Annotated in this window: 22 protein-coding genes; all 22 read right to left on the reverse strand. The window is 33.2% G+C overall.

What is annotated here, in order from left to right; translation table 11 throughout:
- Positions 1-3: 3 nt before the first annotated feature.
- The gene (gene truB / locus LPC11_RS07625) at positions 4-921 is read right to left on the reverse strand and encodes a tRNA pseudouridine(55) synthase TruB (protein ID WP_023375194.1); all 918 of its coding nucleotides are present in this window, start codon (positions 919-921) and stop codon (positions 4-6) included.
- Between the two features lie 152 nt (positions 922-1,073).
- Positions 1,074-1,424: a 30S ribosome-binding factor RbfA gene (gene rbfA, locus LPC11_RS07630; RefSeq protein WP_023375193.1), complete on the reverse strand. Its 351-nt coding sequence runs from the start codon at positions 1,422-1,424 to the stop codon at positions 1,074-1,076.
- Between the two features lie 138 nt (positions 1,425-1,562).
- Complete coding sequence (infB, locus tag LPC11_RS07635) at positions 1,563-3,728, reverse strand: translation initiation factor IF-2 (protein ID WP_023375192.1); 2,166 nt, start codon at positions 3,726-3,728, stop codon at positions 1,563-1,565.
- A gap of 4 nt (positions 3,729-3,732) precedes the next feature.
- On the reverse strand, positions 3,733-4,050 hold the full coding sequence (locus LPC11_RS07640) for a L7Ae/L30e/S12e/Gadd45 family ribosomal protein (RefSeq protein WP_002450544.1): 318 nt from the start codon (positions 4,048-4,050) through the stop codon (positions 3,733-3,735).
- Positions 4,047-4,334, reverse strand: coding sequence for an RNase P modulator RnpM (rnpM, locus tag LPC11_RS07645; protein WP_023375191.1), 288 nt, complete (start codon positions 4,332-4,334; stop codon positions 4,047-4,049). Before rnpM ends, LPC11_RS07640 begins: the two co-directional genes overlap by 4 nt.
- Before the next feature lie 19 nt (positions 4,335-4,353).
- Entirely contained in the window at positions 4,354-5,586 is a 1,233-nt protein-coding gene (nusA, locus tag LPC11_RS07650; protein WP_023375190.1) for a transcription termination factor NusA, read from the reverse strand.
- 20 nt (positions 5,587-5,606) lie between these two features.
- Complete coding sequence (rimP, locus tag LPC11_RS07655; RefSeq protein ID WP_023375189.1) at positions 5,607-6,074, reverse strand: ribosome maturation factor RimP; 468 nt, start codon at positions 6,072-6,074, stop codon at positions 5,607-5,609.
- 180 nt (positions 6,075-6,254) lie between these two features.
- Positions 6,255-10,565, reverse strand: a complete 4,311-nt coding sequence (locus tag LPC11_RS07660; RefSeq protein WP_114599407.1) for a PolC-type DNA polymerase III — start codon at positions 10,563-10,565, stop codon at positions 6,255-6,257.
- A 266-nt stretch (positions 10,566-10,831) separates the two neighbouring features.
- On the reverse strand, positions 10,832-12,535 hold the full coding sequence (locus tag LPC11_RS07665; RefSeq protein WP_023375187.1) for a proline--tRNA ligase: 1,704 nt from the start codon (positions 12,533-12,535) through the stop codon (positions 10,832-10,834).
- Between the two features lie 19 nt (positions 12,536-12,554).
- Positions 12,555-13,841, reverse strand: coding sequence for an RIP metalloprotease RseP (gene rseP / locus LPC11_RS07670; protein WP_041613966.1), 1,287 nt, complete (start codon positions 13,839-13,841; stop codon positions 12,555-12,557).
- 241 nt (positions 13,842-14,082) lie between these two features.
- Complete coding sequence (locus LPC11_RS07675; RefSeq protein ID WP_023375186.1) at positions 14,083-14,865, reverse strand: phosphatidate cytidylyltransferase; 783 nt, start codon at positions 14,863-14,865, stop codon at positions 14,083-14,085.
- Positions 14,866-14,868: 3 nt separating this feature from the next.
- On the reverse strand, positions 14,869-15,639 hold the full coding sequence (locus tag LPC11_RS07680) for an undecaprenyl pyrophosphate synthase (protein ID WP_023375185.1): 771 nt from the start codon (positions 15,637-15,639) through the stop codon (positions 14,869-14,871).
- A gap of 232 nt (positions 15,640-15,871) precedes the next feature.
- Positions 15,872-16,426: a ribosome recycling factor gene (gene frr, locus LPC11_RS07685; RefSeq protein ID WP_002450553.1), complete on the reverse strand. Its 555-nt coding sequence runs from the start codon at positions 16,424-16,426 to the stop codon at positions 15,872-15,874.
- Between the two features lie 15 nt (positions 16,427-16,441).
- Positions 16,442-17,164, reverse strand: coding sequence for a UMP kinase (gene pyrH, locus LPC11_RS07690; protein WP_002450554.1), 723 nt, complete (start codon positions 17,162-17,164; stop codon positions 16,442-16,444).
- Between the two features lie 140 nt (positions 17,165-17,304).
- On the reverse strand, positions 17,305-18,183 hold the full coding sequence (tsf, locus tag LPC11_RS07695) for a translation elongation factor Ts (protein WP_002450555.1): 879 nt from the start codon (positions 18,181-18,183) through the stop codon (positions 17,305-17,307).
- 151 nt (positions 18,184-18,334) lie between these two features.
- Complete coding sequence (gene rpsB / locus LPC11_RS07700) at positions 18,335-19,123, reverse strand: 30S ribosomal protein S2 (RefSeq protein WP_002466032.1); 789 nt, start codon at positions 19,121-19,123, stop codon at positions 18,335-18,337.
- 306 nt (positions 19,124-19,429) lie between these two features.
- Complete coding sequence (gene codY / locus LPC11_RS07705; RefSeq protein ID WP_002450557.1) at positions 19,430-20,203, reverse strand: GTP-sensing pleiotropic transcriptional regulator CodY; 774 nt, start codon at positions 20,201-20,203, stop codon at positions 19,430-19,432.
- Between the two features lie 23 nt (positions 20,204-20,226).
- Positions 20,227-21,630 carry an ATP-dependent protease ATPase subunit HslU gene (gene hslU, locus LPC11_RS07710; protein WP_023375181.1) on the reverse strand — a complete coding sequence of 468 codons (1,404 nt, stop codon included), beginning with the start codon at positions 21,628-21,630 and terminating at the stop codon, positions 20,227-20,229.
- An 88-nt stretch (positions 21,631-21,718) separates the two neighbouring features.
- Complete coding sequence (gene hslV, locus LPC11_RS07715) at positions 21,719-22,264, reverse strand: ATP-dependent protease subunit HslV (RefSeq protein ID WP_002450559.1); 546 nt, start codon at positions 22,262-22,264, stop codon at positions 21,719-21,721.
- Positions 22,261-23,154 (reverse strand): tyrosine recombinase XerC, encoded by an 894-nt coding sequence (gene xerC, locus LPC11_RS07720; RefSeq protein WP_041613964.1) that lies wholly within the window; start codon positions 23,152-23,154, stop codon positions 22,261-22,263. The genes hslV and xerC overlap by 4 nt, the downstream gene beginning before the upstream one ends.
- 166 nt (positions 23,155-23,320) lie before the next feature.
- Positions 23,321-24,628 carry an FADH(2)-oxidizing methylenetetrahydrofolate--tRNA-(uracil(54)-C(5))-methyltransferase TrmFO gene (gene trmFO, locus LPC11_RS07725; protein WP_023375179.1) on the reverse strand — a complete coding sequence of 436 codons (1,308 nt, stop codon included), beginning with the start codon at positions 24,626-24,628 and terminating at the stop codon, positions 23,321-23,323.
- Positions 24,629-24,744: 116 nt separating this feature from the next.
- On the reverse strand, positions 24,745-26,820 hold the full coding sequence (gene topA / locus LPC11_RS07730; RefSeq protein WP_231307395.1) for a type I DNA topoisomerase: 2,076 nt from the start codon (positions 26,818-26,820) through the stop codon (positions 24,745-24,747).
- Between the last annotated feature and the right edge of the window lie 104 nt (positions 26,821-26,924).

A 26,924-nucleotide genomic window follows, 5' to 3' on the forward strand; every position in this document is an offset into this window, starting at 1 on the left:
CCTTTAATTAAATACTTTTTTAGGTTTTAATTCATCTGGTTTATCTGGATGTACAATGTATATTGCCATTGCTTTTTGAGTAGAATCATCAACAAATACAAATTGGTCATTCGTTATATTTTGAAATTGCTTTTTATAAAACTTTTGACCATTCAAAATACGTTGTTTGATTTGTTCATTATCTATACTGATTTGCGGTAAACCTTTCAAACCATATTCTATAGGAAACAATTTATCTTGTAATGCATCATGCTCATGTAATGAACGTATATCCTCAAGAGTCAGACTTTGTTTAAGGTCAAATCCCCCTGATTGAACACGTGTTAACAACGACATATGTGCTGGCAAACCTAATTTTGCACCTATATCAGTCGCTAATGTTCTAATATATGTTCCCTTACCACAATTTACTGAAATATCAAAATGACATTCGCCATCTTTGAATCTTAAAGGTGATGTACGCGCAATATGTTTAATCGTTACTTTTCTCACTGGACGTTCTACAGTTTCATTTTTGCGTGCATACTCATATAACCTTTTCCCTTTAACTTTAACAGAAGAGTACATTGGTGGAATTTGTTCTATAGTACCTTCAAAACGTTTAATAATATCATCAACTTGAATGTCAGTTAGTTCATTTTCTTCTATTTTTTGATATTCAACTGTTTCGCCTGTCTGATCTTCTGTAGTTGTACTTCTGCCTATTGTTACAGTTGCTTCATAGGATTTACCCATTTCCATAACATAATCGCTCACACGAGTTGCTGAGCCAATACATATAGGTAAGACGCCTGATACTTCAGGATCCAACGTACCCGTATGACCAACTTTTTTAGTTTTAAGTATCTTTCTAAGTTTAAAGACCACATCATGACTGGTTAATCCTCGGTCTTTATATACTGGTAATATACCGTTATACATGGTTTCACACCTTTTATTTTTCAAAATTGATATACTTATTTATTATAACATTTAACTATGAAATTGATGATATTGTTCATACTTTAATATTAAATGATTTTGATATGTATATAGCCTGAGAAACATTTTCCCAGGCTAAAATAAAATGATTATTATTTATCTTGTTTGTGTAAATCTTGGATCATACGTTCGATTTTATTACCATATTCTATTGATTCATCATATTCGAATGATAATTCTGGAATAATTCGTAATCTCATACGTGAGCCAAGTTCAGATTTTATAAATCCTTTAGCTTTATCCAATGCTTTAAAAGTATCATCTACTTCTTTTTGATTACCTAGAACTGTTAAATATACTTTACCTTGAGATAAGTCATTTGTTAATTCAACATCTGTAATTGTAATAAAACCAACTCGAGGATCTTTCACTTTATTATTAACGATATCCATGATTTCTTTCTTCATCTGCTCGCCAACACGTTCTGCTCTCATATTACTCATGATTGTCACCTCTCTTATTCATTATTGTTCAGTTTAAATAAGAGGTGAGACATAAGACAATTCTCTTTTAGAACTATGTTAACTGCTCTAAAAAATCTCGCCTGTCTCAACCTCCAAACATTTTCGTATAATTAACGATTATCTTTTGATTTCAACCATTTCGAACGCTTCAATAATGTCGCCTTCTTTTAGGTCATTATATTTTTCAATCGTAATACCACATTCATAACCTTGTGCTACTTCTTTGGCATCGTCTTTGAAACGTTTTAAGGTATCTAATTCACCTTCAAATTGAACAATACCATCACGAATGACACGTACGCCTGCATTACGAGTAATTTTACCTTCTGTAACATAACTACCTGCAATGGTACCAACTTTAGATACTTTGAATGTTTGACGTACTTCTGCTTGACCAATCACTTGTTCTTCATATTCAGGGTCAAGTAGACCTTTCATAGCTGATTCAATTTCTTCAATAACGTTATAGATAACACGGTGTAAACGCATATCTACGTTTTCTGCTTCAGCTGCACGTTTAGCACCTGCATCTGGACGTACATTGAATCCGATGATAATACCATTTGATGCGTTGGCTAAAGTAACATCAGATTCGTTAATTGCACCTACTGCAGTATGAATAATACGTACATTTACACCTTCTACATCTATTTTCATTAATGATGCTGCTAAAGCTTCTACAGAACCTTGAACGTCACCTTTAATAATAACGTTTAAGTCTTTCATTTCACCTTGTTTCATTTGTTCAAACAAGTTATCTAAGGTAACGTTTTTACTTTCTTGACGTTGTTGAATAACACTTTCTTCATGACGTGCTTCACCAATACGACGTGCTTGTTTTTCATCTTTAAATACTACAAAGCGATCTCCGGCTTGTGGTACATCATTAATACCTGTAATTTCGACTGGTGTTGATGGACCAGCAGTTTTAATACGTTGTCCTAGGTCATTTACCATGGCACGAATACGACCATACGTATTACCTACAACAATTGAATCTCCTTGATGTAAAGTACCATTTTGTACTAGTAATGATGCTGCAGGACCTCTTGATTTATCTAATTCAGCTTCAATCACAGTACCTACTGCTTGTTTTTCAGGATTTGCTTTTAATTCTTGAACTTCTGCAACTAATCCAATCATTTCTAGTAAACTATCGATACCTTCACCACTTAATGCTGATAGTGGTACGAAAATAGTATCGCCACCCCAGTCTTCTGGGATTAAACCGTACTCTGTTAATTCTTGCATTACACGGTCAGGGTTTGCTGTTGGCTTATCTATTTTATTAACTGCAACAATTGTAGGAACATTCGCTTCTTTAGCATGATTAATCGCTTCAATTGTTTGAGGCATAACACCATCGTCGGCAGCTACTACAAGAATTGTTATATCTGTAACTTGAGCACCACGTGCACGCATTGTAGTGAATGCTGCGTGTCCAGGTGTATCAAGGAAAGTAATTTTTTTACCTTCATTTTCGATTTGGTAAGCACCAATATGTTGTGTGATACCGCCCGCTTCGCCTGCAGTAACTTTAGTATGACGAATTGAATCTAATAACGTTGTTTTACCATGGTCAACATGTCCCATAATAGTAACAACTGCAGGACGTTCAATTGCATCTGGATCTTCAGTTTCATCGTCGAAGTAAATAGATAAATCTTCTTCTTCGATAATGACTTCTTCTTCAATTTCAACACCATAATCATCTGCAATTAACTCAAGCGTCTCTTGGTCTAATGATTGGTTAATATTGGCAACAATACCTAATAAGAATAATTTCTTAACAATACCTGAAGATTCAACATTCAATTTATCTGCTAATTCTCCTACTGTGATGCCTTCTTGATACGTAATTTTAGATGGCATTTCTTTAGGTTCTGCTTGTTGTGGAGAACTTTGCTTTTGATTATTCTTTTTATTATTTTTGTTGTTTTTGTTATTCTTATTATTTTTCTTATTGTTATTGTTGTTTTGATTATTTTGTTGTTTACCTTTGTTGTTATTATTCTGCTTGTTTTGATTATTTGATTTATTATTATTTTGTTTTTGGTTACTTTGTTGCTTATTTTCAGATTTATTGTGATTATTTTGAGTATTCTTTTGTGTTTCGTTACTTTGTCCTGGTTTGAACTTTTTGTCTAAAGCTTTAATTTGGTCATCTTCTAAAGCTTGCATATGGTTCGACACTTCAACGTTCATACTCTTTAATTCATCTATAATCTCTTTACTCTTTAGATTTAATTCTTTCGCATATTCGTAAATTCTTTGTTTACTCATATAATCACTCCTCACGATATTCATCTATCATAGACAACAACTTTTTGGCAAAACCTTGATCTGTAATGCCAACGTTGACTCTCTCGCCTTTACCAAGTGCTATCCCTAATTCTTCTCTAGTTCCAAATACCCTTAATGGTACTTTATAACTCGAAGTTTTATTCTTAATTAATTTCATAGTGTTTGGAGAAGCATCATTAGCTAATATAACTAATTTAATATTGCCCTTTTGCATATCATTGACAATAACTGATTCACCCGTTTTCACTTTACCTGCTCTCATCGCAAGACCTAAAAAATTAAATATCTTCTCATTAATCATTTTGTTGGAATCTCTTCTCTATAAATTAAACGAATAACCTCTTTATATACAGGCTCTAATTGTTCTTTCGAAGCTTTAAAATATTTTTCTAAAACCTCTTTTTGTTGTGCATTTTCTACTAATTGAACATCTTTTGAAACATAGGCACCACGGCCTTGCTTTTTACCAGTAGCATCAGCAAATATGTCGCCTTCTTTATTAATCACAACTCTAATCATATCTTTCTTAGGATGCATTTCATTAGATATGATACATTTACGCATTGGAATTTTTTTCTTTTTCATGTTCAATCATCACTCCAACCTATTTTTCTGTATCTTTATCTTCAGTAGTTACTTCATCCGTTTCTTCTAACGATTCATCAGTTTCTGCTGCTAATTCTGCAGTAGTTAAATTTGATTCTTCTAAATTCACATCATCAAATTCTATATCCTCATCACCTGAATTGACAACTTCATCAGCGATTTCTTCTGATTCAATAACAGGATAAATGCCTGCTTCGCGTGCATCACTTTCAGATTTAATATCAATTTTCCAACCTGTTAATTTAGCAGCTAAACGTGCGTTTTGGCCACGTTTACCAATGGCTAACGATAATTGATAATCTGGAACAACCACTACTGTTGATTGATTTTCTTCATCTACGATAACCTCTAACACTTGTGATGGACTTAAAGCATTTCTTACAAACACTTTAGGATCTTCGTTCCATTGAACAATATCAATCTTTTCTCCACCAAGTTCTTCTACTACTGCTTCAACTCGAGCACCTTTTGAACCCACACATGCACCTACTGCATCGATTTCAGGGTTTTCAGAGTAAACACTGATTTTAGAACGATCGCCTGCTTCACGTGCTACTGATTTAACGATAACGGTACCATCAAAGATTTCAGGTACTTCTTGTTCAAATAATCGTTTTAAAAGACCCGGATGACTTCTTGAAACATAAATTTGAGGTCCTTTTGTAGTTTGTTCAACTTTATTAACGAAGACTTTAATTCTTTCGTTTGGAATATAGCTTTCATTAGGACTTCTCTCAGCTTCAGATAATACTGCTTCAATACGACCTAAATTTACATAAACATATCTATGGTCTACACGGTCAATCACACCAGTTAAAATATCTTCTTCTTTATCGATAAATTCATCATAAAGAATTTCTCTTTCCGCATCTCTTAAACGTTGCATAACTGCTTGTTTAGCTGCTTGAGCGCCAACACGTCCGAAATCTTGTGGTGTCACATCTTCTTCATATATGTCACCAATTTCATATGCTGGATTTTTAACTAGTGCAGTACTAATATCAACTTCTTCTCTATCGTCGAATACTTCTTCGACAACTTCTTTTCTCGCAATTACTTTGAAAGTACCTTCATCCATATTAAGTTCTACCCTTACATTTCTGGCACTATCATAATTTTTCTTGTAAGCAGTAATTAAAGCTGCTTCAATGGCATCAATTAATACTTCTCTTGGAATTTTCTTTTCCTTTTCTAAATATTCAGTAGCTAATAATAATTCATTACTTGACACGGCTCTTCCTCCTCACCACGTTATAGCATTACTGCGTGACGTGCTTTTGCAATTTTATTGCGTGGTATCTCTATCGTTTTTGTTTTAGATTTCTCTTTGACTTCTATTAATATAATATCCTCTTTGACTTCTTTTAAAATACCTAACCATTCTTTTTCATTTTCTATTGGTACATAAAGTGAAATAAAAATGGGATGTGATACTGCATCTTTAAGCGCTTTCTCATTCTTGATAGGTCTTTCTGCACCTGGTGATGCTACATCTAAGTAATACATTTCAGGTATTGGATCATTTGCATCCATAGCTTCGCTTATTTTTTCTGAGGCTAACGTACAATCATTAAGATCAACGCCACCTTCTTTGTCTATTGAAATTCTTAAAAAATGATCTTTACCTTCTTTAACATACTCAATTTCAACTAGTTCAAAGTTAAGCTCATCTAATACGGGTTGAATAATAGGTTCAACTTGTTCAGCTATTTTACTCATACAGGCCTCCCTTTTAGGCAAATAGAAAAGAGCGGGTATATGCCCACTCTTTTGCCTGAGTTACTAATTTTTTAAGCACTTTAAGTATACCACAAGTTATGCTAGTAAACAAATCACTCCCTAACAAATGGGAATTTAACTATATTTACATAAAAAATAAATAACTTATTTGTTTTTACATTACATGTCAAAAATAGATAATTGCGCTTTGTCAGGTAATCCTGGTAATGAACCTAAATCATCTAAGTATTCAATGACTTTTTGTGATAAACCTGCTTTTTTATTTAAATCTTCTTTAGATAAAAATGGTCCTTCTTCTCTTGCTTCAACAATTCTTTTAGCAACATTTTCACCAAGTCCTGGTACTGCTATAAATGGTGGAATCAATGAGTCACCTTCAATAATGAAATCAAACGCTTGGCTTTTTTCTAAACTAATCGGTTGCATACGATAGCCTCGATGTGCCATCTCATTCATTATTTCTAATACAGTTAATACATCTTTTTCTTTTTTACCTAAATCCATATAGCGAGAGTACATATCTTTTACAGTATTTTTTATACCTGTTTTATCTTTAATCATAGTAATTAAATCAAAATCAGAAGCTCTAACTGTAAAGTAAGACGCATAATAATATAGAGGGTGATGTACCTTAAAGTATGCGATACGTACTGCCATTAACACATATGCTGCCGCATGGGCTTTAGGAAACATGTATTTAATTTTACGACAAGAATCTAAGTACCAATCAGGTACATCATTTTCTTTCATAGCTTCAACCATTTCATCCGTTAAACCACGTCCCTTACGTACGAACTCCATTGTTTTGAAGGCCATTGATGGTTCTAATCCTGCATACATCAGATATACCATGATATCATCACGACAACCGATAACGGATGACAAATCACAAATGCCTGCACGTATTAATTCTTGTGCGTTACCTAACCAAACATCTGTACCATGTGAAAGCCCAGAAATTTGTACTAATTCAGAGAACGTTGTTGGCTTAGTATCTTCAAGCATTTGTCTTACAAATCCTGTACCGAACTCTGGTACACCAAATGTTCCTGTTTTACATAATATATCTTCTTCAGTCACACCTAAGCTTTCTGGACTACTAAATATTTTCATCGTTTCTTTATCGTCGACAGGAATCGTTTTAGGATCAATGCCGGATAAATCTTGTAGCATACGTATCATAGTTGGATCATCGTGTCCAAGTATATCGAGTTTTAAGACATTATCATGGATAGAATGGAAATCAAAATGTGTGGTCATCCAAGCAGAACTTTGATCATCTGCAGGATATTGTATAGGTGTAAAATCATAAATGTCCATGTAATCTGGTACGACGATAATACCACCAGGGTGTTGCCCAGTTGTACGTTTAACACCTGTACAACCCTTAACTAAACGATCCACTTCTGCACCACGTTTATGAATACCTTGGTCATTAAGATAACCTTTAACAAATCCAAATGCAGTTTTTTCGGCAACTGTACCAATTGTTCCTGCACGGAATACTTTATCTTCACCGAATAATACTTTTGTATAGTTATGCGCATTAGGTTGATACTCACCACTGAAGTTTAAGTCGATATCTGGTACTTTATCTCCTTTAAATCCTAAGAACGTTTCGAAAGGAATGTCTTGGCCCTCTTTGATCAGTTCATTGCCACATTCAGGACATTTTTTATCAGGTAAATCGAATCCCGAACCAACAGAACCATCGTCGAAAAATTCACTCGTTTTACAGTGCGTACAAATATAATGTGGTGGAAGTGGGTTAACTTCAGTGATTTCTGTCATAGTCGCTACAAAGCTTGATCCTACAGAACCACGTGAACCTACTAAGTAACCATCATCTAAAGATTTTTTAACCAAACGTTGTGAAATAAGATATATAACAGAGAAACCGTTCCCTATAATACTATCTAATTCTTTCTCTAGACGATCAATAACAATTTGAGGTAAATCCTCACCATACAACTTTTTAGCATTGCTATAACTTAATTCTCTAATTTCTTCATTCGCGCCATCCATTCGTGGTGTATATAATTTATCTTTAATTGGTACGACACGTTCAATTCGGTCTGCTAAGGCATTAGTATTTGTTACAACTAACTCATAAGCCTTTTCTTCACCTAAGAAATGCAGTTCATCCAACATTTCATCAGTTGTTCTAAAATGTGCTTCTGGTAAAGTCGAACGATTCAATGGATTCCCTGGTTGAGAAGCAATTAAAATTTTACGAGCAATAGCATCATGCTCATATAAATAATGTGCATTACCCGTTGCAATAACTGGAATATTAGCACTTTTTCCTGCTTCGATTAAACGGTGATAAATCTCATGAAGTGTTTCTGTATCTCTAATAAGTTCACGATCAATAAGATCTTGGTAAAGCGCAGGAGGTTGTACCTCAATAAAGTCATAATACTTCGCTATTTTTTCTACTTCTGATTGATCTCGTTGCATGACAGCTGTAAATAGTTCACCTTCATCGCATGCTGTTCCGACAAGCAGACCTTCTCTATACTCATTTAATAATGATCTTGGTATTCTAGGTGTTCTATAATAATACGTTACTAAAGATTCACTCACGATTTTGAATAGATTTTTTAAACCTTGTTGATTTTGAACTATTAAAGTGACGTGTGATGGTCTAGCACGTTTATATGCATCTTCATTAGATAATTTTTGATTAATATCTATATGATTAGTTACCCCAAGTTCTTTCATCTGTTGAACCATTTTGATAAAAATGTACGCAGTAGCTTCAGTGTCATATATCGCTCTATGATGTTGTGTTAAGTCGACACCATATTTTTTAGCAAGGAAATTCAATCCGTGCTTACCATACTCTGTGTTTATAGTACGAGATAATTCTAATGTATCAATTACACCGTTTGTCGAAGGACCGAATCCAAGGCGTTCATAGCCTGTATCAATGAACCCCATATCGAATGACGCGTTATGCGCCACGAATATGGCATCTCCTACCCATTCTTTAAAATCTGTAAGAACATCTTCTATTTCAGGAGCATCAGTTAACATATCATCAGTAATATGCGTTAAATTAATAATTGTTTCTGATAATTTCTCATGAGGATTACTAAATCTTTCAAACTTATCTATGATTTCACCATTATGTACTTTGACAGCTGCTAATTCGATAATTTTGTCATATTGATTTGATAAACCAGTCGTTTCTACGTCAAAAACAACATATGTAGCATCTTTTAAATCGCGATCTGTAGGTTTGTAAGCGATAGGTACACCATCATCCACTAACATACCTTCCATACCATATATCATCTTGATACCGTGTTTTTCAGCGGCAGCATGAGCATCAGGAAATGCTTGAACAACATTATGATCTGTAACAGCAATCGCTTGATGCCCCCATTCAGCTGCTTGTGCTACATAACCACCAACATTAGGTATACCATCCATTTGGCTCATTGATGTATGTAAATGGAATTCAACCCTTTTATCCTCAGCTTTATCTTTTTTAGGTGATTTTTTAATTTCTTCAATATCAGACATCATCATAACTAAATCTCTAACAAAAGTATCTTCTTCAATACGACCTTGTGCACGAACCCACTTTCCTACACTTAAGGCTTTAAAATGATCTAAATCATTTTTATTTTTACGAGTAAACATTTTCAACACTAATGAATCTGTATAATCCGTCACTTTTAATTCTACGATATGACGTCCACTTTTCAATTCTTTTAAATTAATATCAAAAATAACACCTTCAATAGCTACTTTAAATTCTTCTTCTATAATTGATTCTATAGATCGTAAATTTTCAACTTGAATTGGTTTACCGATTTGACATTTATCTACATCGCTTTCGTTATTATCTTGTTGTTTTGCTTTTTCGGCTTTCATTTTTTCAAGTTTTTCAGTAGCTTCACGCGCACTTTGTTCATCTTCTTCTTGTATATGTGCTTCTAAAGATGCTAAATCTTCATCATGGTTAGTATTATCTGTTTCAAATACTACTTTATCAATTTTAAATCCACATTTTTTAAAAGCAGCTACTAAACTACCATTACATGCTTTATCAAAGTGGTTTCGTTCAATATCATTAGAAACCATTACTTTTAGAACATTACCTGACATAATCAAGCGCTTTTGTTTCAACTGCCCTTTTACTTTAGGAGATAAGGCAGTTTGATCGATACAATGTGCAAAATATTTTATTGCCTGTTCATCTTGATTATCAGTGTTTTCAATCGTGAAATGACAACTTACATCGGCTATTTCTTTAAATTCTTCCACAATCGCATGATTAAAAAGTAAATAATCTTCATGAGATAAGAAATATGGCAATGTAATATGAAATTCCCATGTTCTATTTTTACTTGAGACATCAATTCTAGTTAGTTCACCTTGCTCTAATATTTCTGAATCTAATTGATTAGAAATTTTTATTTGATCAGCAAGTACTTTAAATTTTTCCTGATTTGTCATTGCCAATGTGAAAACCACCTTAAATATATACTTCATTAACATTATTTGAACTAGTAATTTGGAATTATGAAATCAATCATACAAATTATACTGATGAATCATTTGAAGTTCAAAGCAAATTTATATTTTATTATACGCTTAATTGGTATAGATTTCATCGATATGAATTAAATACTTTTACGAAAAATAAGGAGTGGATATGAATTCCTATTGAATCCATCATCGCACTCCCAATACATGAAACCTATAAGGTCAAATGCTCATATTTAGTTTAAAGTTAAATATAAATCTTTAATATAATTTTCTAAATCGTCAATATGAATCTCTTCACTTTCACCTGTTAAACGTTGTTTAACTTCTACAATACCTTCTTCAGCACGTTTACCAACAACAACTCGTATTGGTAAACCTATTAAATCCGCATCGTTAAATTTAACACCCGCACGTTCTTGGCGATCATCATATAATACATCATAGTTATTCATTAACTGATCATATAATTGGTTGCCTAACTCACGTTGGTCCTCTTTTTTAGGATTAATTGTAATTAAATGTAAATCAAAAGGTGTAACCGATTTAGGCCAAATAATACCATTATCATCATGGTGCTGTTCTACTATAGCACTTAATGTTCGAGACACACCAATACCATAACAACCCATGATAAGTGGTTGTGCTTTACCTTGATTATCTAAGAATGTCGCATTCATTGTTTCAGAATATTTAGTTCCAAGTTTAAATACTTGTCCAACCTCAATTCCTTCAGCGAATTGCGCATTTCCAGAACCATCACTTAATGGTTCGCCTTCTAAAATAAATCTAAAGTCTCCAAACTCGTCCACTTTAAAATCACGATCTAATTGTGCATTTTCTAAATGGTATCCATCTTCATTTGCACCAATCACAAAATTATTTAAGTCTTGAACAAAATTGTCAGCATAGATTTTTATATCCTTATCATGAATAGGACCTAATGAACCTGGATGTGCTCCCACAATATTAACAATCTCATCTTGGCTTGCCATTTCAATTTGGTCTGTGCCAAAATAAGCTTTTAATTTCACGTCATTTAATTCATGATGACCTCTTACAAGTACCATGATGAATTCGCCATCAACTTTGAAAATCATTGTTTTCACAATTTCATCTAACGGACGTTGTAAGTATTTAGCTACTTCTTCAGCTGTTTTAATATTAGGCGTTTCTACTTTTTTTAATTCAGCAACTTCAGTATTTTTAGGGTTAGCTGTATAAACAACTTCTGCTTTTTCAATGTTTGCAGCATAATCACTTTCATTACTATAAACGATCGTGTCTTCGCCAATTTCACTTAATGCCATAAATTCATGTGTATGGTTACCACCTATTGCACCTGAATCTGCTACAACAGGACGTGCATTGATGCCTACTCGTTTAAAGATACGATCATACGCGTTATACATATCTTGATACGTTTCATCTAATGATGCTTCATCAGCATGGAAAGAATAAGCATCTTTCATGATGAATTCTCTACCACGAAGTAGCCCAAAACGAGGACGTTGTTCGTCTCTAAATTTAGATTGGATTTGGAATAACGTTAGGGGTAAACGTTTATATGACTTTAACTCATCTCTAACAAGTGATGTCACCACTTCTTCATGGGTTGGTCCTAATGCAAATTCACGGCCGTTACGGTCTTTTAAACGCATTAATTCTGGACCATATGCACCCCAACGACCTGATTCTTCCCATAATTCAGCTTGTTGAAGCGCCGGCATTAATATTTCAACCGCATCTACTTTTTCCATTTCTTCACGAATAATCTTAGAAATATTATTAAGAACACGTGTAGCTAATGGTAAGTAGCTATATATCCCACTTGTACTTTGTTTAATTAAGCCTGCTTTCAATAATAAACGATGACTTAAAGCTTCAGCTTCTGCTGGCACTTCTCTCATAGTTGGTATAAAAACTTTAGATTGTTTCATAGTTACATTGCCTCCCTATTTATAAGAAATATCTTTGAATATCGTTCCATGTTACTAGAATCATAATTATAATTACAAAGATTGCACCGATTGCAATAATACCTGTTTCTGCCTTTTTATTAATAGGTTTTCTAAATATTGCTTCGTAAATCACAAATAAAATTCTTCCACCGTCTAATGCTGGAATTGGTAATAAATTCATAATACCTAAGTTAACACTTAATAAGGCCGTATATGTGATCAAGTTAATAATACCTGATTTAACTACAGAATCCACATTATGATAAATACCTACTGGCCCATTCAACATGTCAAATGAAAAACCACCAGTAAAGATACTCGCAATCATACCAACGACTGCAGTAAATATTAGCGTACCTGCTTTAAAGAACTGTTCAACACCAGCGACAAGCGGCTTAAATATCGTATGTTCTGTTTTCGGTTTAAATCCAATTTGATAAACTGTCTCAGTTTTATTCTTTGTTTGTTTGATTTCAGTTTTCTTAGGTTCGATATCGATTGATTTCATCTTACCATCTCGTTCAACTTTAACAGTTGTTTTTGCCGATTTATTTTTATCTAAAATATTTGAAATATCATTATAGTCTTTGACTTTGTGGTTACCAATTTGTTCAATTTTATCGCCTGCTTTCAAGCCTGCTTTTTCAGCAGGGTAACCTTTAGCTAAATCACCTACAGTAGTTGTAGGTGTACCATGATAATATGCTAGTCCGATAAACAAAACAATGGCTAGAATAAAGTTAAATAACGGTCCTGCAAATAATGTTAAAAATTTGGGTAATGGTTTCTTATGTGTGAATTGACGTTCTCTTGGTGCTATTTGAATTAAGCTACCATTTTCAACAAAATATGCTTTCTCAGCAATATTAAAATGGTGACGCTCTTCATCATAAGATGTAATACCTTCAATATATAAATCGTCTTTAAAATCACATTTTTTAACTTCAATAGCTTCAATTTGTTGGAATTTATGTTGATCATCTAAAATGATATGTGTGATTTGATCTTTATCATTTAATTTAATTTTAACGTTCATACCTGGTTCAACAGGTGGCTCTTCAAGACCATCGCCTGCCATACGAACATATCCACCTACTGGCAAAATACGAATTGTATATAACGTTTCATCTTTTCTAAAACTAAAGATTTTCGGTCCCATACCGATGGCAAATTCTGGACACATAATGCCTGCTCTCTTAGCAAAAAACATATGTCCATATTCATGTACAGTTACAAGAACACCAAAAACGATGATGAACGCTAATATTGTTATTAATGAGCTCACTCGCTACACCTCTATTTTAAGTAATATTTATAATTTCTCTCGATTAATTTAAAAAAAGATAATATAAGACATTATATTACGTTTGACTCAATTAGCATATTAATTTGGCTAATTAAGTACGCTATATTTTTATACTTGTAAAAATTATGTATAAGTTATGAAAAGGAGTTAAGAAATGCTATGAGCATCTCAATAACTCCCCCATTATAACATTTTATTTATAAAAAAATGCTTTATGATATTAAATTTGAATTAAAAGAATGTTTAACAATGGTAACACAAACATGAAACTATCAAATCTATCTAATATACCACCATGTCCTGGTAAAATTCTTCCAGAATCTTTTACACCAAAATGACGTTTAAATCCGGACTCTACCAAATCACCTAATTGTCCAAACATACTTAAGATAATTGTTACAATTAACAATAACCACACATTTAAATTAAAATCTACAAAAAATTGCATAACTAGTGGTACAAGTAAACTACAGAAAATACCACCAATAAATCCTTCAATCGTTTTGTTTGGGCTTATAACCGGCCATAATTTATGTTTCCCCATTAAACGGCCAAAAATGTATGCGCCAGTATCTGTTAACCAAACAATTAGGAATGCATATAAAATGTAGTGTAATCCTTCTGAACGTGTTTCATAAAAGTACATAAAACCAATTCCGACATATGCAACGCTCATTAAACAAAATGCTGCATCCATAAAACTAAATCTATTTTTCGATAAAACAGTATAACTGAGTACTATAAAACTCATTGCGACTAAACTTTTCAACTGTATAACTTGTACCCAATTTCCGGCATCTTGGGGTAGCATAATAATAATTAAACCGATTGCACTTATTATCCCGGGAATTGAAATAAATTTAATCATATTCATATTTAAAAGTTCTTTTAATGCAATTAATGCTAATAAATAAGCAAAAAGCATTAGTACTAATCCACCCTTTAAAAGGATAGGCAAGAAAATTAATAAAGCAATAATCGCTGTCAATGTTCTTACTTTCATACTTTACTCCTCACTCAATCCTCCAAAACGTCTTTGGCGTGATTGGTAAATTTTTAAACAATTTTTCAATTCGTCACCATCAAAGTCTGGCCATAATTTTTCATTAAATATGAATTCACTATATGAAACTTGCCAAATTAAAAAGTTGCTTATTCGTTGCTCACCAGAAGTTCTGATTAATAACTCTGGATCAGGATAATTCTTAGTCATCAAGTGTTGATTAATTAACGCTTCGTTAATATCTTCACTACTCAATCCTTTATGTTGCAGTTCATCTACAATCGTTTTAAAACTTTGAACGATTTCAGCACGCCCACCATAATTGATTGCAAAAATTAATCTTAATCCTGTATTATTTTTCGTTTTTTCTTTGGCATGATCAATAGCTTCGATTGTTGATGTCGGTAACCCTTTTTGAAAACCAATTGTTTCAACTTTAACATTCTTCTCTATCAATTCTGGTAGAAATGTTTTTAAAAAGTTAACTGGTAAATTCATAATATAGTTTACTTCACTTTCAGGTCTAGACCAATTTTCAGTGGAGAAAGCGTATAAGGTAAGATATTTAATACCGATATCACTGGCTTCTCGTGTGACCTTCTTGATTGTTTGCATACCTTCATAATGTCCTTTGATACGAGGCATTTTACGTTGTTTAGCCCAACGGCCATTACCATCCATGATAATTGCAACATGTTCAGGTATATTATGTAAATCTAAATCATTAAATTGATTACTTTCACTCTTGTTATTATTTCTAAGCTTTTTAAACATGGTCTTTCCTCCGAGCCTGATCATCTCTGTATTATTGTATAGGTTGTTTAAACAATCATCTACCATTTTATCATACTCATTTATAGCATTGAATAAGCAAATAAAAAAACTGTACCAAAGTCTTACTTGGTACAGTTTAGACTAGAATGAATATTGCATCATTTTGTCTTACATTAACACTATATAAGTGCAATCTACAAAAAGTTAATACTATTTTCAATTTGTCAGAAGATTATACTGACATAATGTCTTTTTCTTTGTCATCAACTAATTGATCAATCTCTTTAATTGAATTATCCGTTGCTTTTTGAACGTCGTCTGTTTGACTTCTTAAATCATCTTCAGTAATGTCGCCATTCTTTTCATCTTTTTTAAGTTGATCGTTAACGTCACGACGAATGTTTCTAATTGAAACTTTAGCATCTTCTCCAATTTTTTTAACGTCTTTAACTAATTCTTTACGACGCTCTTCTGTTAATGCAGGTACAGAAATACGAATTACTTCTCCATCACTAGTAGGGTTAACACCAAGGTTAGCCGCATTAATTGCTTTCTCTATATCAGCCACTGAAGATTTATCGTAAGGAGAAATAACAAGTAATCTTGCTTCTGGAACATTAATACTTGCTAATTGTTGTACTGGTGTTGGCGCACCATAATAATCAACATTTACACCATTTAATAAATTAGAATTTGCTCTACCTGCACTGATATTAGCTAATTCTTTAGATAAATTATCGATAGATTTTTGCATTCTTGCTCTAGTATCTTTAATAATGTCACTCATTTTTTACACCTCATATTATTTTGTAATTAATGTACCAATTTTTTCGCCCATTACAGCTCGTTTAATATTACCCTCTTCCATAATAGAGAACACATTTAATGGGATATTATTATCCATACAGAATGAAGAAGCTGTTGAGTCCATAACTTGTAAGCCTTCTTGAAGCATTTGAATATGTGTTAAATGTTCATATTTAACTGCATCTTTATCTACTTTAGGATCTGCAGAGTAAACACCATCAACATTATTTTTACCCATTAATATAACGTCTGCTTCTACTTCAGCCGCTCTTAATGCTGCTGTTGTATCAGTAGAGAAGTAAGGGTTACCAATACCTGCTGCAAAGATCACAACACGTTTTTTCTCTAAATGACGAATGGCACGACGACGAATGTATGGTTCAGCAACTTGTTTCATTTCAATTGAAGTTAGTACACGCGTATCACATTCTAATTGTTCAAGGCTATCTTGTAATGCAAGTGCATTCATAACAGTAGCTAACATTCCCATATAGTCAGCAGTTCCACGATCCATTCCTAAATCGCTTCCTGTTTTACCTCTCCAAATGTTACCGCCACCAACAATAACAGCAATTTCGCAATCCATTTTTGCTACTTCTGCTACTTGTTTAGCAACACTTTTGATAATCATTGGATTAATGCCAAATCCTTTGTCGCCAGCAAGTGCTTCACCACTAAGTTTCAAGACTACACGTTTATATTTAGAAGTTTGAGCCATTTTCTTATCCTCTCTATAGTAGAAATATGTAAAAGTATATAAGTAAAGAAGACACGGACGTCTTCTCTAAATTAAAAACAAATGCTTTTAATCCGAGAAAACCTTTCAGGTGTCTTCTTTCTTGTTAACAATATGACTTATTATTTCATTTGTCCTTTAACTTCATCAGCAAAGTTTTCTTCGCGTTTTTCCATACCTTCGCCTACTTCATATCTTACGAAGTCAACAAGTTTACCACCTTTAGATTTTAAGAAAGCTTCAACTGTTTCATCTGGGTTTTTAACGAAGTTTTGGTCAACAGCACAAATTTCTTGTAAATATTTACGTAAACGACCTTCAACCATTTTTTCAACGATGTTTTCTGGTTTACCTTCATTTAATGCTTGTTGTTTAAGTACTTCTCTTTCATGATTGATTTCATCTTCACTTACTTGGTCAGATGAAACATATTTAGGGTTGATAGCAGCAATGTGCATAGCTACATCTTTAGCAGCTGCTTCATCAGTAGTACCTTCAATTACAGTTAACACACCGATACGTCCACCCATGTGTAAGTAAGCACCGAAAGCATCATTGTCAGATTTAGTTCTAACTGCAAAACGGCGGATGCTTAGTTTTTCACCGATTGTTGAGATAGCTTCTTTCATTTTTTCGTCAACAGTTTTACCGTCTTCGAATTTAGTTTCCATTAATGCTTCAACTGATTCTGCTTTAGTAGCAAGTACTTGGTTAGCAATTTCTTTTACTAAGTTTTGGAAACCTTCGTTACGAGCAACGAAGTCTGTTTCTGAGTTGATTTCAACGATAGCTGCTTCGTTACCATTAATTTCAACATGTACAAGACCTTCTGCTGCGATACGGTCAGCTTTTTTAGCTGCTTTAGCAATACCTTTTTCACGTAAGTAATCGATAGCTTTGTCCATATCACCATCAGTTTCAGTTAGCGCTTTTTTACAATCCATCATGCCAGCGCCAGTTTTTTCACGTAATTCTTTAACAAGTTTAGCTGAAATTGCCATTAATTATTCCTCCAGTATATATAATTCTGTTACAGATATATTTAAATTTTACCATTATTCCTAGTAAAATTTCCAATACTCTATACTTTTAATTTATTTTTTAAAAAAAGGTGATAAGCATTAGTATCTTATCACCCATTTAAACTATAACTTAGTTTGATTCAACAGAAGTGTTTTCTTCAGTTGTTTCTGCTTTGTCAGATTCTTCTTTTTCATCTAAATTGATGTTTTGTTCTGCAGCTACTTCTTCGTTTGATACACCTTGTTGACCTTCTAAAACAGCGTCTGCCATTTTACCAGTTAATAATTTAACGGCACGGATAGCATCGTCGTTTGCTGGGATTACATAATCAATTTCGTCTGGGTCACAGTTAGTGTCAACAATACCCACGATTGGAATATTTAATTTACGTGCTTCAGCAATTGCGTTGCGCTCTTTACGAGGATCAACTACGAATAATGCTTGAGGCATAGTTTTCATATCACGAATACCGCCTAAGAATTTAATTAAACGGTCGTATTCTTTTTTAAGTTCAACAACTTCTTTTTTAGGTAATACTTCGAATAAGCCGTCTTCTTCCATTTTTTCAATTTCAGAAATACGTTTGATTCGTTTTGAGATTGTTTTATAGTTAGTTAAGATTCCACCTAACCATCTTTGGTTAACGTAGAATTGACCAGCACGTTCTGCTTCAGCTTTAACTGAATCTTGTGCTTGTTTTTTAGTACCTACGAATAAGACTTTACCGCCATCTTCTGATACTTGTTTGATGAAGTTGTATGCTTCTTCAACTTTTTTCACTGTTTTTTGTAAGTCAATGATATAAATACCATTTCTCTCAGTGAAGATATATTTTTTCATTTTTGGGTTCCAACGACGTGTTTGGTGGCCGAAGTGAACACCAGCTTCTAACAATTGTTTCATTGATATAACTGCCATTATAAATTCCTCCTATTGGTTAATTACCTCCATAACAAACTCATATAAAGACAATAATTAAATATTGCACCCTCTATATTTACATTTATTATGTGCGTATTGGCTTTATAGCCGAAAATAAATATATCATAATTCGACGTTGATTGCAATGCCTTTTGACTAATAAATGATCGATTAAAACAAACATCATATAGTGTCATTGATTATTAATTTTTGATTTCTAATGTGCTACCAAATATCGCTCTTAATTTCTCACAAAAATTAAGGTTTAGGCACCTCAATAGTCGTCCCTAAACCTCAATAAATTTATTTATTACGTTCTAATTCATCTAAGAATTTTTCTTTTTTAACTTTGATAAATGTACCTTTCATACCTAATGAACGTGACTCGATGACACCAGCACTTTCTAATTTACGAAGTGCATTTACAATTACTGAACGAGTAATACCGACTCTATCAGCAACTTTAGAAGCAATTAATAATCCTTCGTTACCACCTAATTCATCAAAGATATGTTCGATGGCTTCTTTTTCTGAATAAGATAATGAATTGATCGCCATTGTTATTGATGCTTTATCTCGTGCTTCTTTTTCAACTTCATTGTGCTTTTCACGTAAAATCTCCATACCAATGACAGTTGCAGCATATTCACCTAAAACTAAATCATTTTCATTGAAATCATCTTGAACTCTTCCTAAAACTAACGTACCTAATCTTTCTCCTCCGCCTAAAATAGGGAATATTGTTGTTCTACTATTAACAAACACTTCTCTATTTTCTGGTGGGAATACCGTTAAAACATTATCAATATCAATATTTGATTGCGTTTCTTTAACATCCATTAATTGATCTGTATATTCTGCTGGGATATGTCTGTCTTCAAGCATATGAATAATACGATCACTTTTAAGTAATTCGTTTAAGCTCGACCCTAAAATTTTACCTCTTCTCGACACAATAAATACATTAGTTACTGTAACGCTACTAATCGTTTGTGCAACGTCCTTAAAATCTACTGCGATGCCTTTGTGTTTCTGTAATAACGTGTTTAACTCTCTTGTTTTAGATAATAAGCTCATAATTTTTCTCCTTCTTTTTATTTTTATAGAATAAATGCACTTAAATCTTTATTCGTTGAGATTGATTTTAATTTATCATCAACATATTGTGGTGTGATATCAACAACAGCATGTGGCATATTCGGTGCTTCGAAAGATAAATCTTCTAACATTTTTTCTAAAATTGTGTGTAATCGACGAGCACCAATATTATCAGTATCTTGATTGACTTGATATGCAATTTCAGCTAATCGTGTAATAGCTTCATCTGAGAAGTTAACTGTTACTTCCTCTGTGAGAAGTAAAGCTTCATATTGTTTAACTAGTGATAATTTAGGTTCTTTAAGAATTCTAACGAAATCTTCTACTGATAAACTATCAAGTTCGACTCTAATTGGAAATCGTCCTTGTAGCTCTGGAATTAAATCACTAGGTTTAGACACGTGGAATGCACCAGCGCCAATAAATAGCATATGTTCAGTATTTACAGTACCATATTTAGTTTGAATCATGCTACCTTCAAGAATTGGTAAGATATCACGTTGAACACCTTGTCTTGAAACATCTTGACCACTGTTTTGATTATTTGTAGCCACTTTATCGATTTCATCGATAAAGATAATTCCCATTTGTTCAGCTAACTCTAATGCTTCTTGATTTGCTGTTTCTTGATCAATCAATTCATCCGCAAAGTCATCCGCAAGTATTTTACGTGCTGTCTTAACAGGAACTTCACGTTCAACTTTCTTTTTCGGCATAAGTTGATTCATCATATCTTGCATTTGTTGGTTTTGGTTAGTACCTAACATTCCTAAAGCGCCAGGATCTTGTTCAACTTTGATACGCACTTTTTCTTCTTCAAGTTTTCCTTCTTCAAGTTGCTTTTTGATTTCAGAACGTTTAGTTTTAATTTCCTCGGTTGGTGGTTCTTCCTCTTCTTCATTATTTTGATTGAAGTTTGGAATTGCGCCACCAAATAAAGATTCTAAGGGATTATTGCCCTGAGATGCTTTTTTCTTCATGCTAGGAACGAGTAGCTTCACTAATTTATCGTTAGCTTTTTGTGTTGCTTCATCTTTGACCATTTCTTTCTTTTCATCTTTAACTAATCGCACTGACACATCAACTAAATCTCTGACCATACTCTCAACGTCACGACCTACATAGCCAACTTCTGTAAATTTAGTTGCTTCAACTTTAATAAATGGTGCACCTACAATTTTGGCCATTCTACGTGCTATTTCAGTTTTACCTACACCTGTTGGTCCAATCATTAAAATATTTTTAGGTGCAATTTCTTGTTTTGATTCTTCATCTAATAAGCTTCTTCTGTATCTATTACGTAAGGCAATGGCTACTTTTCTTTTCGCGTCATCTTGTCCTACGATATATTCGTTTAATTTAGATACAATATCTTTCGGTGTTAATTTTATGCCATTTGTATCCATACATGGATTACCTCCAATTTTCTTACTTACTGAAATTAATGTTATTTATATTTACTACAAATCAATTTGCTCGATTGATTATTGATATTTATAATGTTTCAACTATAATATTATCATTTGTGAAAACACAAATGTCAGATGCTACCTTCAAACTCTCGTAAGCCATTTCTTCTGCGGACATTTGTCCTGCGTGTCGTTTAAGTGCTCGACCTGCACTTAATGCATAATTTCCGCCTGAACCAATAGCAATTAAATCATCATCTGGTGCAATCACTTCTCCTGTACCACTGACTACTAAAATCGCATCTTTATCCATAACAATTAACATTGCTTCTAACTGACGCAGTTGTTTGTCTCCTCGCCACTCTTGTGCAAGTTCAACGGCTGCTCTTTCAAGATTACCACTAAATTGTTGAAGTTTAGTTTCAAACTTTTCAAAAAGTGTAAACGCATCGGCAACGCTACCTGCAAACCCTGCTAGTACTTTTCCATCGTATAAACGTCTTACTTTTCTTGCTGTTTGTTTCATAATCACTTGTTGTCCTAATGTGACTTGTCCGTCACCGGCCATTGCTGCGCCACCATTATGTCTTACAGCATATATCGTAGTTGCATGTAATGAGTTATCCATCATTCATTCTCCTTTTTTGCTCGAGGATGTGCATTAAGATAAACTTTTCTTAATTGTTGATTAGATACGTGTGTATATTTCCCTGTGGTTGATAAATTAACATGACCGAGTAATGATTGCACTGTTCTTAAATCCGCACCTTGGTTTAACAAATGTGTTGCAAAGGTATGTCGTAATTTATGGGGATGAATGTTCGTTACACCTGACGTACGTTTCACCACATCATTAAGTACGTATCTAACTCCTCTTTCTGTTATTGGTTGACCTTGCATATTTACGATTAAATAGTCATGATCAACATGTTTTAAAGGTTTAAATTCCTTTAAATATCGTTCTATACTTTGCTTACAAAATTCGCCGAAAGGAATAAATCTTTCTTTATTACCTTTACCTAATACTTTAACACCAGGTAACTTCATATCTAAATCTTGTGTTTTGATATGCACCAACTCAGAAACACGTATACCTGTTGCATATAATAGTTCAAGTATGACTTTATCTCGCATACCCTTTTTACTATCAGTCTCTACTGTTTTAAATAAAGCTTCCATTTCTTCTTCATAAAAAAATTGAGGTAGATACTGTTCTTTCTTAGGGTGTACAAGTTGAACAAATGGATTAACAACTGACTCATCTTGTGTCATCCAATATTCATAAAAAGTACGTAACGTAGAAATTTTACGTGAAACTGTAGTTCTTTTCAAATTTTTCGAATATAAAAAACTTAAATAATTTCTCGCATCTTTATATTCAAAGTCATTTAAATCTAAAGATTCCTGATATAAAAAATCATTAAATTGCACAATATCATCATGATAAGATTTAAGCGTGTGATCAGAAAAATTTCGTTCTACTTTTAACATATAGAGAAACGCTTTTTGAATATCATTCAATAAATTTCGCCTCCATCATATTGAATTGTAGCATATCTATGGTAGGGCTTACAGTGATTTGATATTCAATTCAAAATCTTTCGAGAATTGTAACATATACCTTCATCAATCATAACCAATAAAAAAACTAGATAGCATAAGCCACCTAGTTCATGTTCTTAAAAAATTATAAAGTCTTTTTATAATTTTCAAGATATTCTAATGCACGATTTGCTTGTGTTTCATATCTTTCTTTTTTATCTTTAATTCTCTTTTCTAATGATGGTAATAAACCAAAGTTGGCATTCATTGGTTGGAAGTTCTTTTCATTTTTAGCATGTGAAATATAATAAGCCATACTACCAATCATTGTTTCTCTAGGGAAAATAACCTCACCTTTATCTAGTATTTTATGTGCTAAGTTTATCCCTGAAACTAATCCGCTTGCTGCACTTTCAACGTAACCTTCCACACCTGTCATTTGTCCTGCAAAGTAAATATTTTCATGACCAATTAATTCATACTTTTCGTTTAACACATCTGGTGAATTAATAAATGTGTTTCTGTGCATCACACCATATCGTACGATATCTACATTTTCTAATCCTGGGATTAATTTAATAACTTCTTTTTGCGCACCCCATTTTAAATGCGTTTGGAAACCAACAATATTATATAACGTGCCCGCTGCATCATCTTGTCTTAATTGAACAACCGCAAATGGACGTTTACCTGTTTTAGGATCTTCTAAGCCAACAGGTTTCATTGGCCCAAAAAGCAATGTTTTTCTACCGCGTTCTGCCATGACTTCAAACGGCATACAGCTTTCAAAATATTTTTCTTTTTCAAATTCATTAACTGGAGCTACTTCCGCTTCTAATACAGCATTATAAAAACGATCAAACTCTTCTTCAGTCATTGGACAGTTTAAATATGCTGCTTCTCCTTTATCATATCTAGATTTTAAATAAACTTTATCCATATCTATTGAATCTTTTTCGATGATAGGTGCTGCAGCATCATAGAAGTACAATTGATCTTTGCCTGTAATATCTACGATTTCTTGTGCTAAATTTTCTGTAGTAAGTGGTCCAGTAGCAATGATTGTATATCCTTCTGGAATACTGTGTACTTCCTGGTTTAAAACTGTTACATTTGGGTGATTTCTAAGTGTATCAGTGATATAGCCAGCAAAATCATGTCTATCAACTGCAAGAGCGCCTCCTGCTGGTACTCTAGCTTTATCTGCAGCTTGTATAATTAGAGAATCTAAGCGTCTCATCTCTTCTTTCAATACACCTACAGCATTTGTAAGTGCATTACCTCTTAATGAGTTTGAACATACTAACTCTGCGAATTTATCTGTATGATGCGCAGGTGTTTGTTTAACTGGGCGCATTTCTATTAAATTAACTTTAATTCCTCTTTCTGCTAATTGATATGCAGCTTCGGAACCAGCTAAACCTGCACCAACTACATTGACTGTTTGTGTCATGCTTATGCCTCCTGTAGACTTCTTTTGGTTATATTTTAACGATTTATGATCTTTATTTAAACTATAAAAATAGCTCGCACAACTTGATTGTGTAGCTATTTTTATATAAGTCATATCTATTTTTGTACTTCTTCTTTGTAATCACAATTTGAACAAGTGACTTGGCTGCTTCGACCTTTTTTCTTATCAACGAGATAATGATTACATTTTGGACAATCTCTACCAACTGGTTTATCCCATGAAATGAAATCACATTCTGGATAATTTGAACAACCATAAAAAATTCTATTTTTCTTAGATTTACGTTCAACTACTTCTCCATCTTTGCATGTAGGACACTTAACACCGATAGTCTTGACGATTGCTTTTGTATTTCGACAATCTGGGAAGTTGGAACATGCCATGAATTTTCCGTATCTTCCCATTTTGATAACCATTGGAGAGCCACAAACTTCACAGTCTTCTCCAGCTGGTTCATCTTTTATCTCGATTTTTTCCATTTCTTCTTCAGCACGTTCAACATCTTGTTTGAAACTATTGTAGAAGTCACCAACAACTTTTCGCCAATTCATGTCACCTTCTGCAATTTTATCGAGTAATGTTTCCATATTAACAGTAAATTCAACATCGATAATTTCTGGGAAGTATTCTTTAACTTGTTCATAAACGATTTCACCTAATTCAGTTGGCATAAAACGTTTACTTTCAAGTTTAACGTAGTTACGTTTTTGAATTGTATCTATCGTTGGTGCATACGTAGAAGGTCGTCCAATTTTTAATTCTTCTAACGTTTTAACTAATCGAGCTTCCGTATATCTCGGTGGTGGTTGTGTAAAATGTTGTGCAGGTTCAATTTGTGTAGCAGTGACTTTATCACCTTGTTCTAATTTAGGTAATTTATTTTCCTTATCACTGTCTTTGTCGTCTTTAGTTTCAACATATAATGTCATGAAACCTTTAAATTTTATTGTCTGACCATTAGCTCTGAATTTAATGTCGTTTTGAGTGACGTCTAAAGCAATTGTATCTAAAATAGCTGGAGCCATTTGACTCGCCACGAAACGTTCCCATATCAATTTATATAATCGATGTTGATCACGTGTTAAGAACGATTTCATTTCTTCTGGTGTTCTTAATGTGCTTGTAGGTCTTATAGCTTCATGGGCATCTTGATCCCCTTGTTTACCAGATGCTTTTCTTTTAGATACGTATTCATTGCCATACTTATCAATGATATAATTTTTAGCTTCTGATTTAGCTTGGTCTGAGATACGCGTTGAATCAGTACGCATATAGGTAATTAAACCAACTGTTCCTTGTCGCTTCAAATCAATACCTTCATAAAGTTGTTGCGCAATCATCATTGTTTTACGCGCTTTAAAATTCAATTTACGTGCTGCTTCTTGTTGAAGCGTAGACGTTGTAAACGGATTAGCTGGATTACGTGTTTTTTCTTTTTTATTAACGTTTGTTATTTCAAACTCGTCTCCATCTAACGCTGCAGTAATCTTTTCAACATCTTCTTTTTTATTTAATTTATAAGGTTTGTTTTTATAATGAAGGAATTTGGCAGTAAATTTAGACTTTTTATATCTAAACTCACCTTCAATTGTCCAATATTCTTCTGGTTTAAAGTTTCTAATTTCATTTTCTCTATCAATAACGAGTTTCAATGCTACAGATTGTACACGTCCTGCTGATAAACCTTTTTTAACTTTCTTCCATAATACAGGAGAAATATTATAACCTACTAATCTATCTAGAATACGACGTGCTTGTTGTGCGTCTACTAAATCCATCTCAATTCCTCTAGGGTGTTTGAAACTATCTTTGACTGCATCTTTTGTTATTTCATTAAATACAACTCTGTTTTCTTTTGAATCTTCTAATTCTAATATTTTTGATAAATGCCAAGCAATCGCTTCACCTTCGCGGTCAGGGTCACTAGCTAGAAAAACTTTTTTAGCCTTTTTTGCATGCTTTTTTAATTCTTTTACAACAGGACCCTTACCACGTATTGTTATATATTTGGGTTCATAGTTATCTTCAGTGTTCACGCCCATTTGACTTCTAGGTAAATCACGAACGTGTCCCATTGAAGCAATAACTTTATATCTTTTTCCTAAATACTTTTCAATGGTTTTAGCTTTTGCAGGCGACTCAACTATGACTAAATTATCTGCCAAAGTGATTTCCCCCTTGCTAATCTAATTACTAAAGATAAATGATAAACGTTTAATTTTGTTTTTGTCAATGTTTTAATATTTTATCAAGCATTTTGTTTTAACTTTTATTT

The organism is Staphylococcus sp. HL28 (assembly GCF_021117155.1).
Classification (GTDB): Bacteria; Bacillota; Bacilli; order Staphylococcales; family Staphylococcaceae; genus Staphylococcus; species Staphylococcus warneri.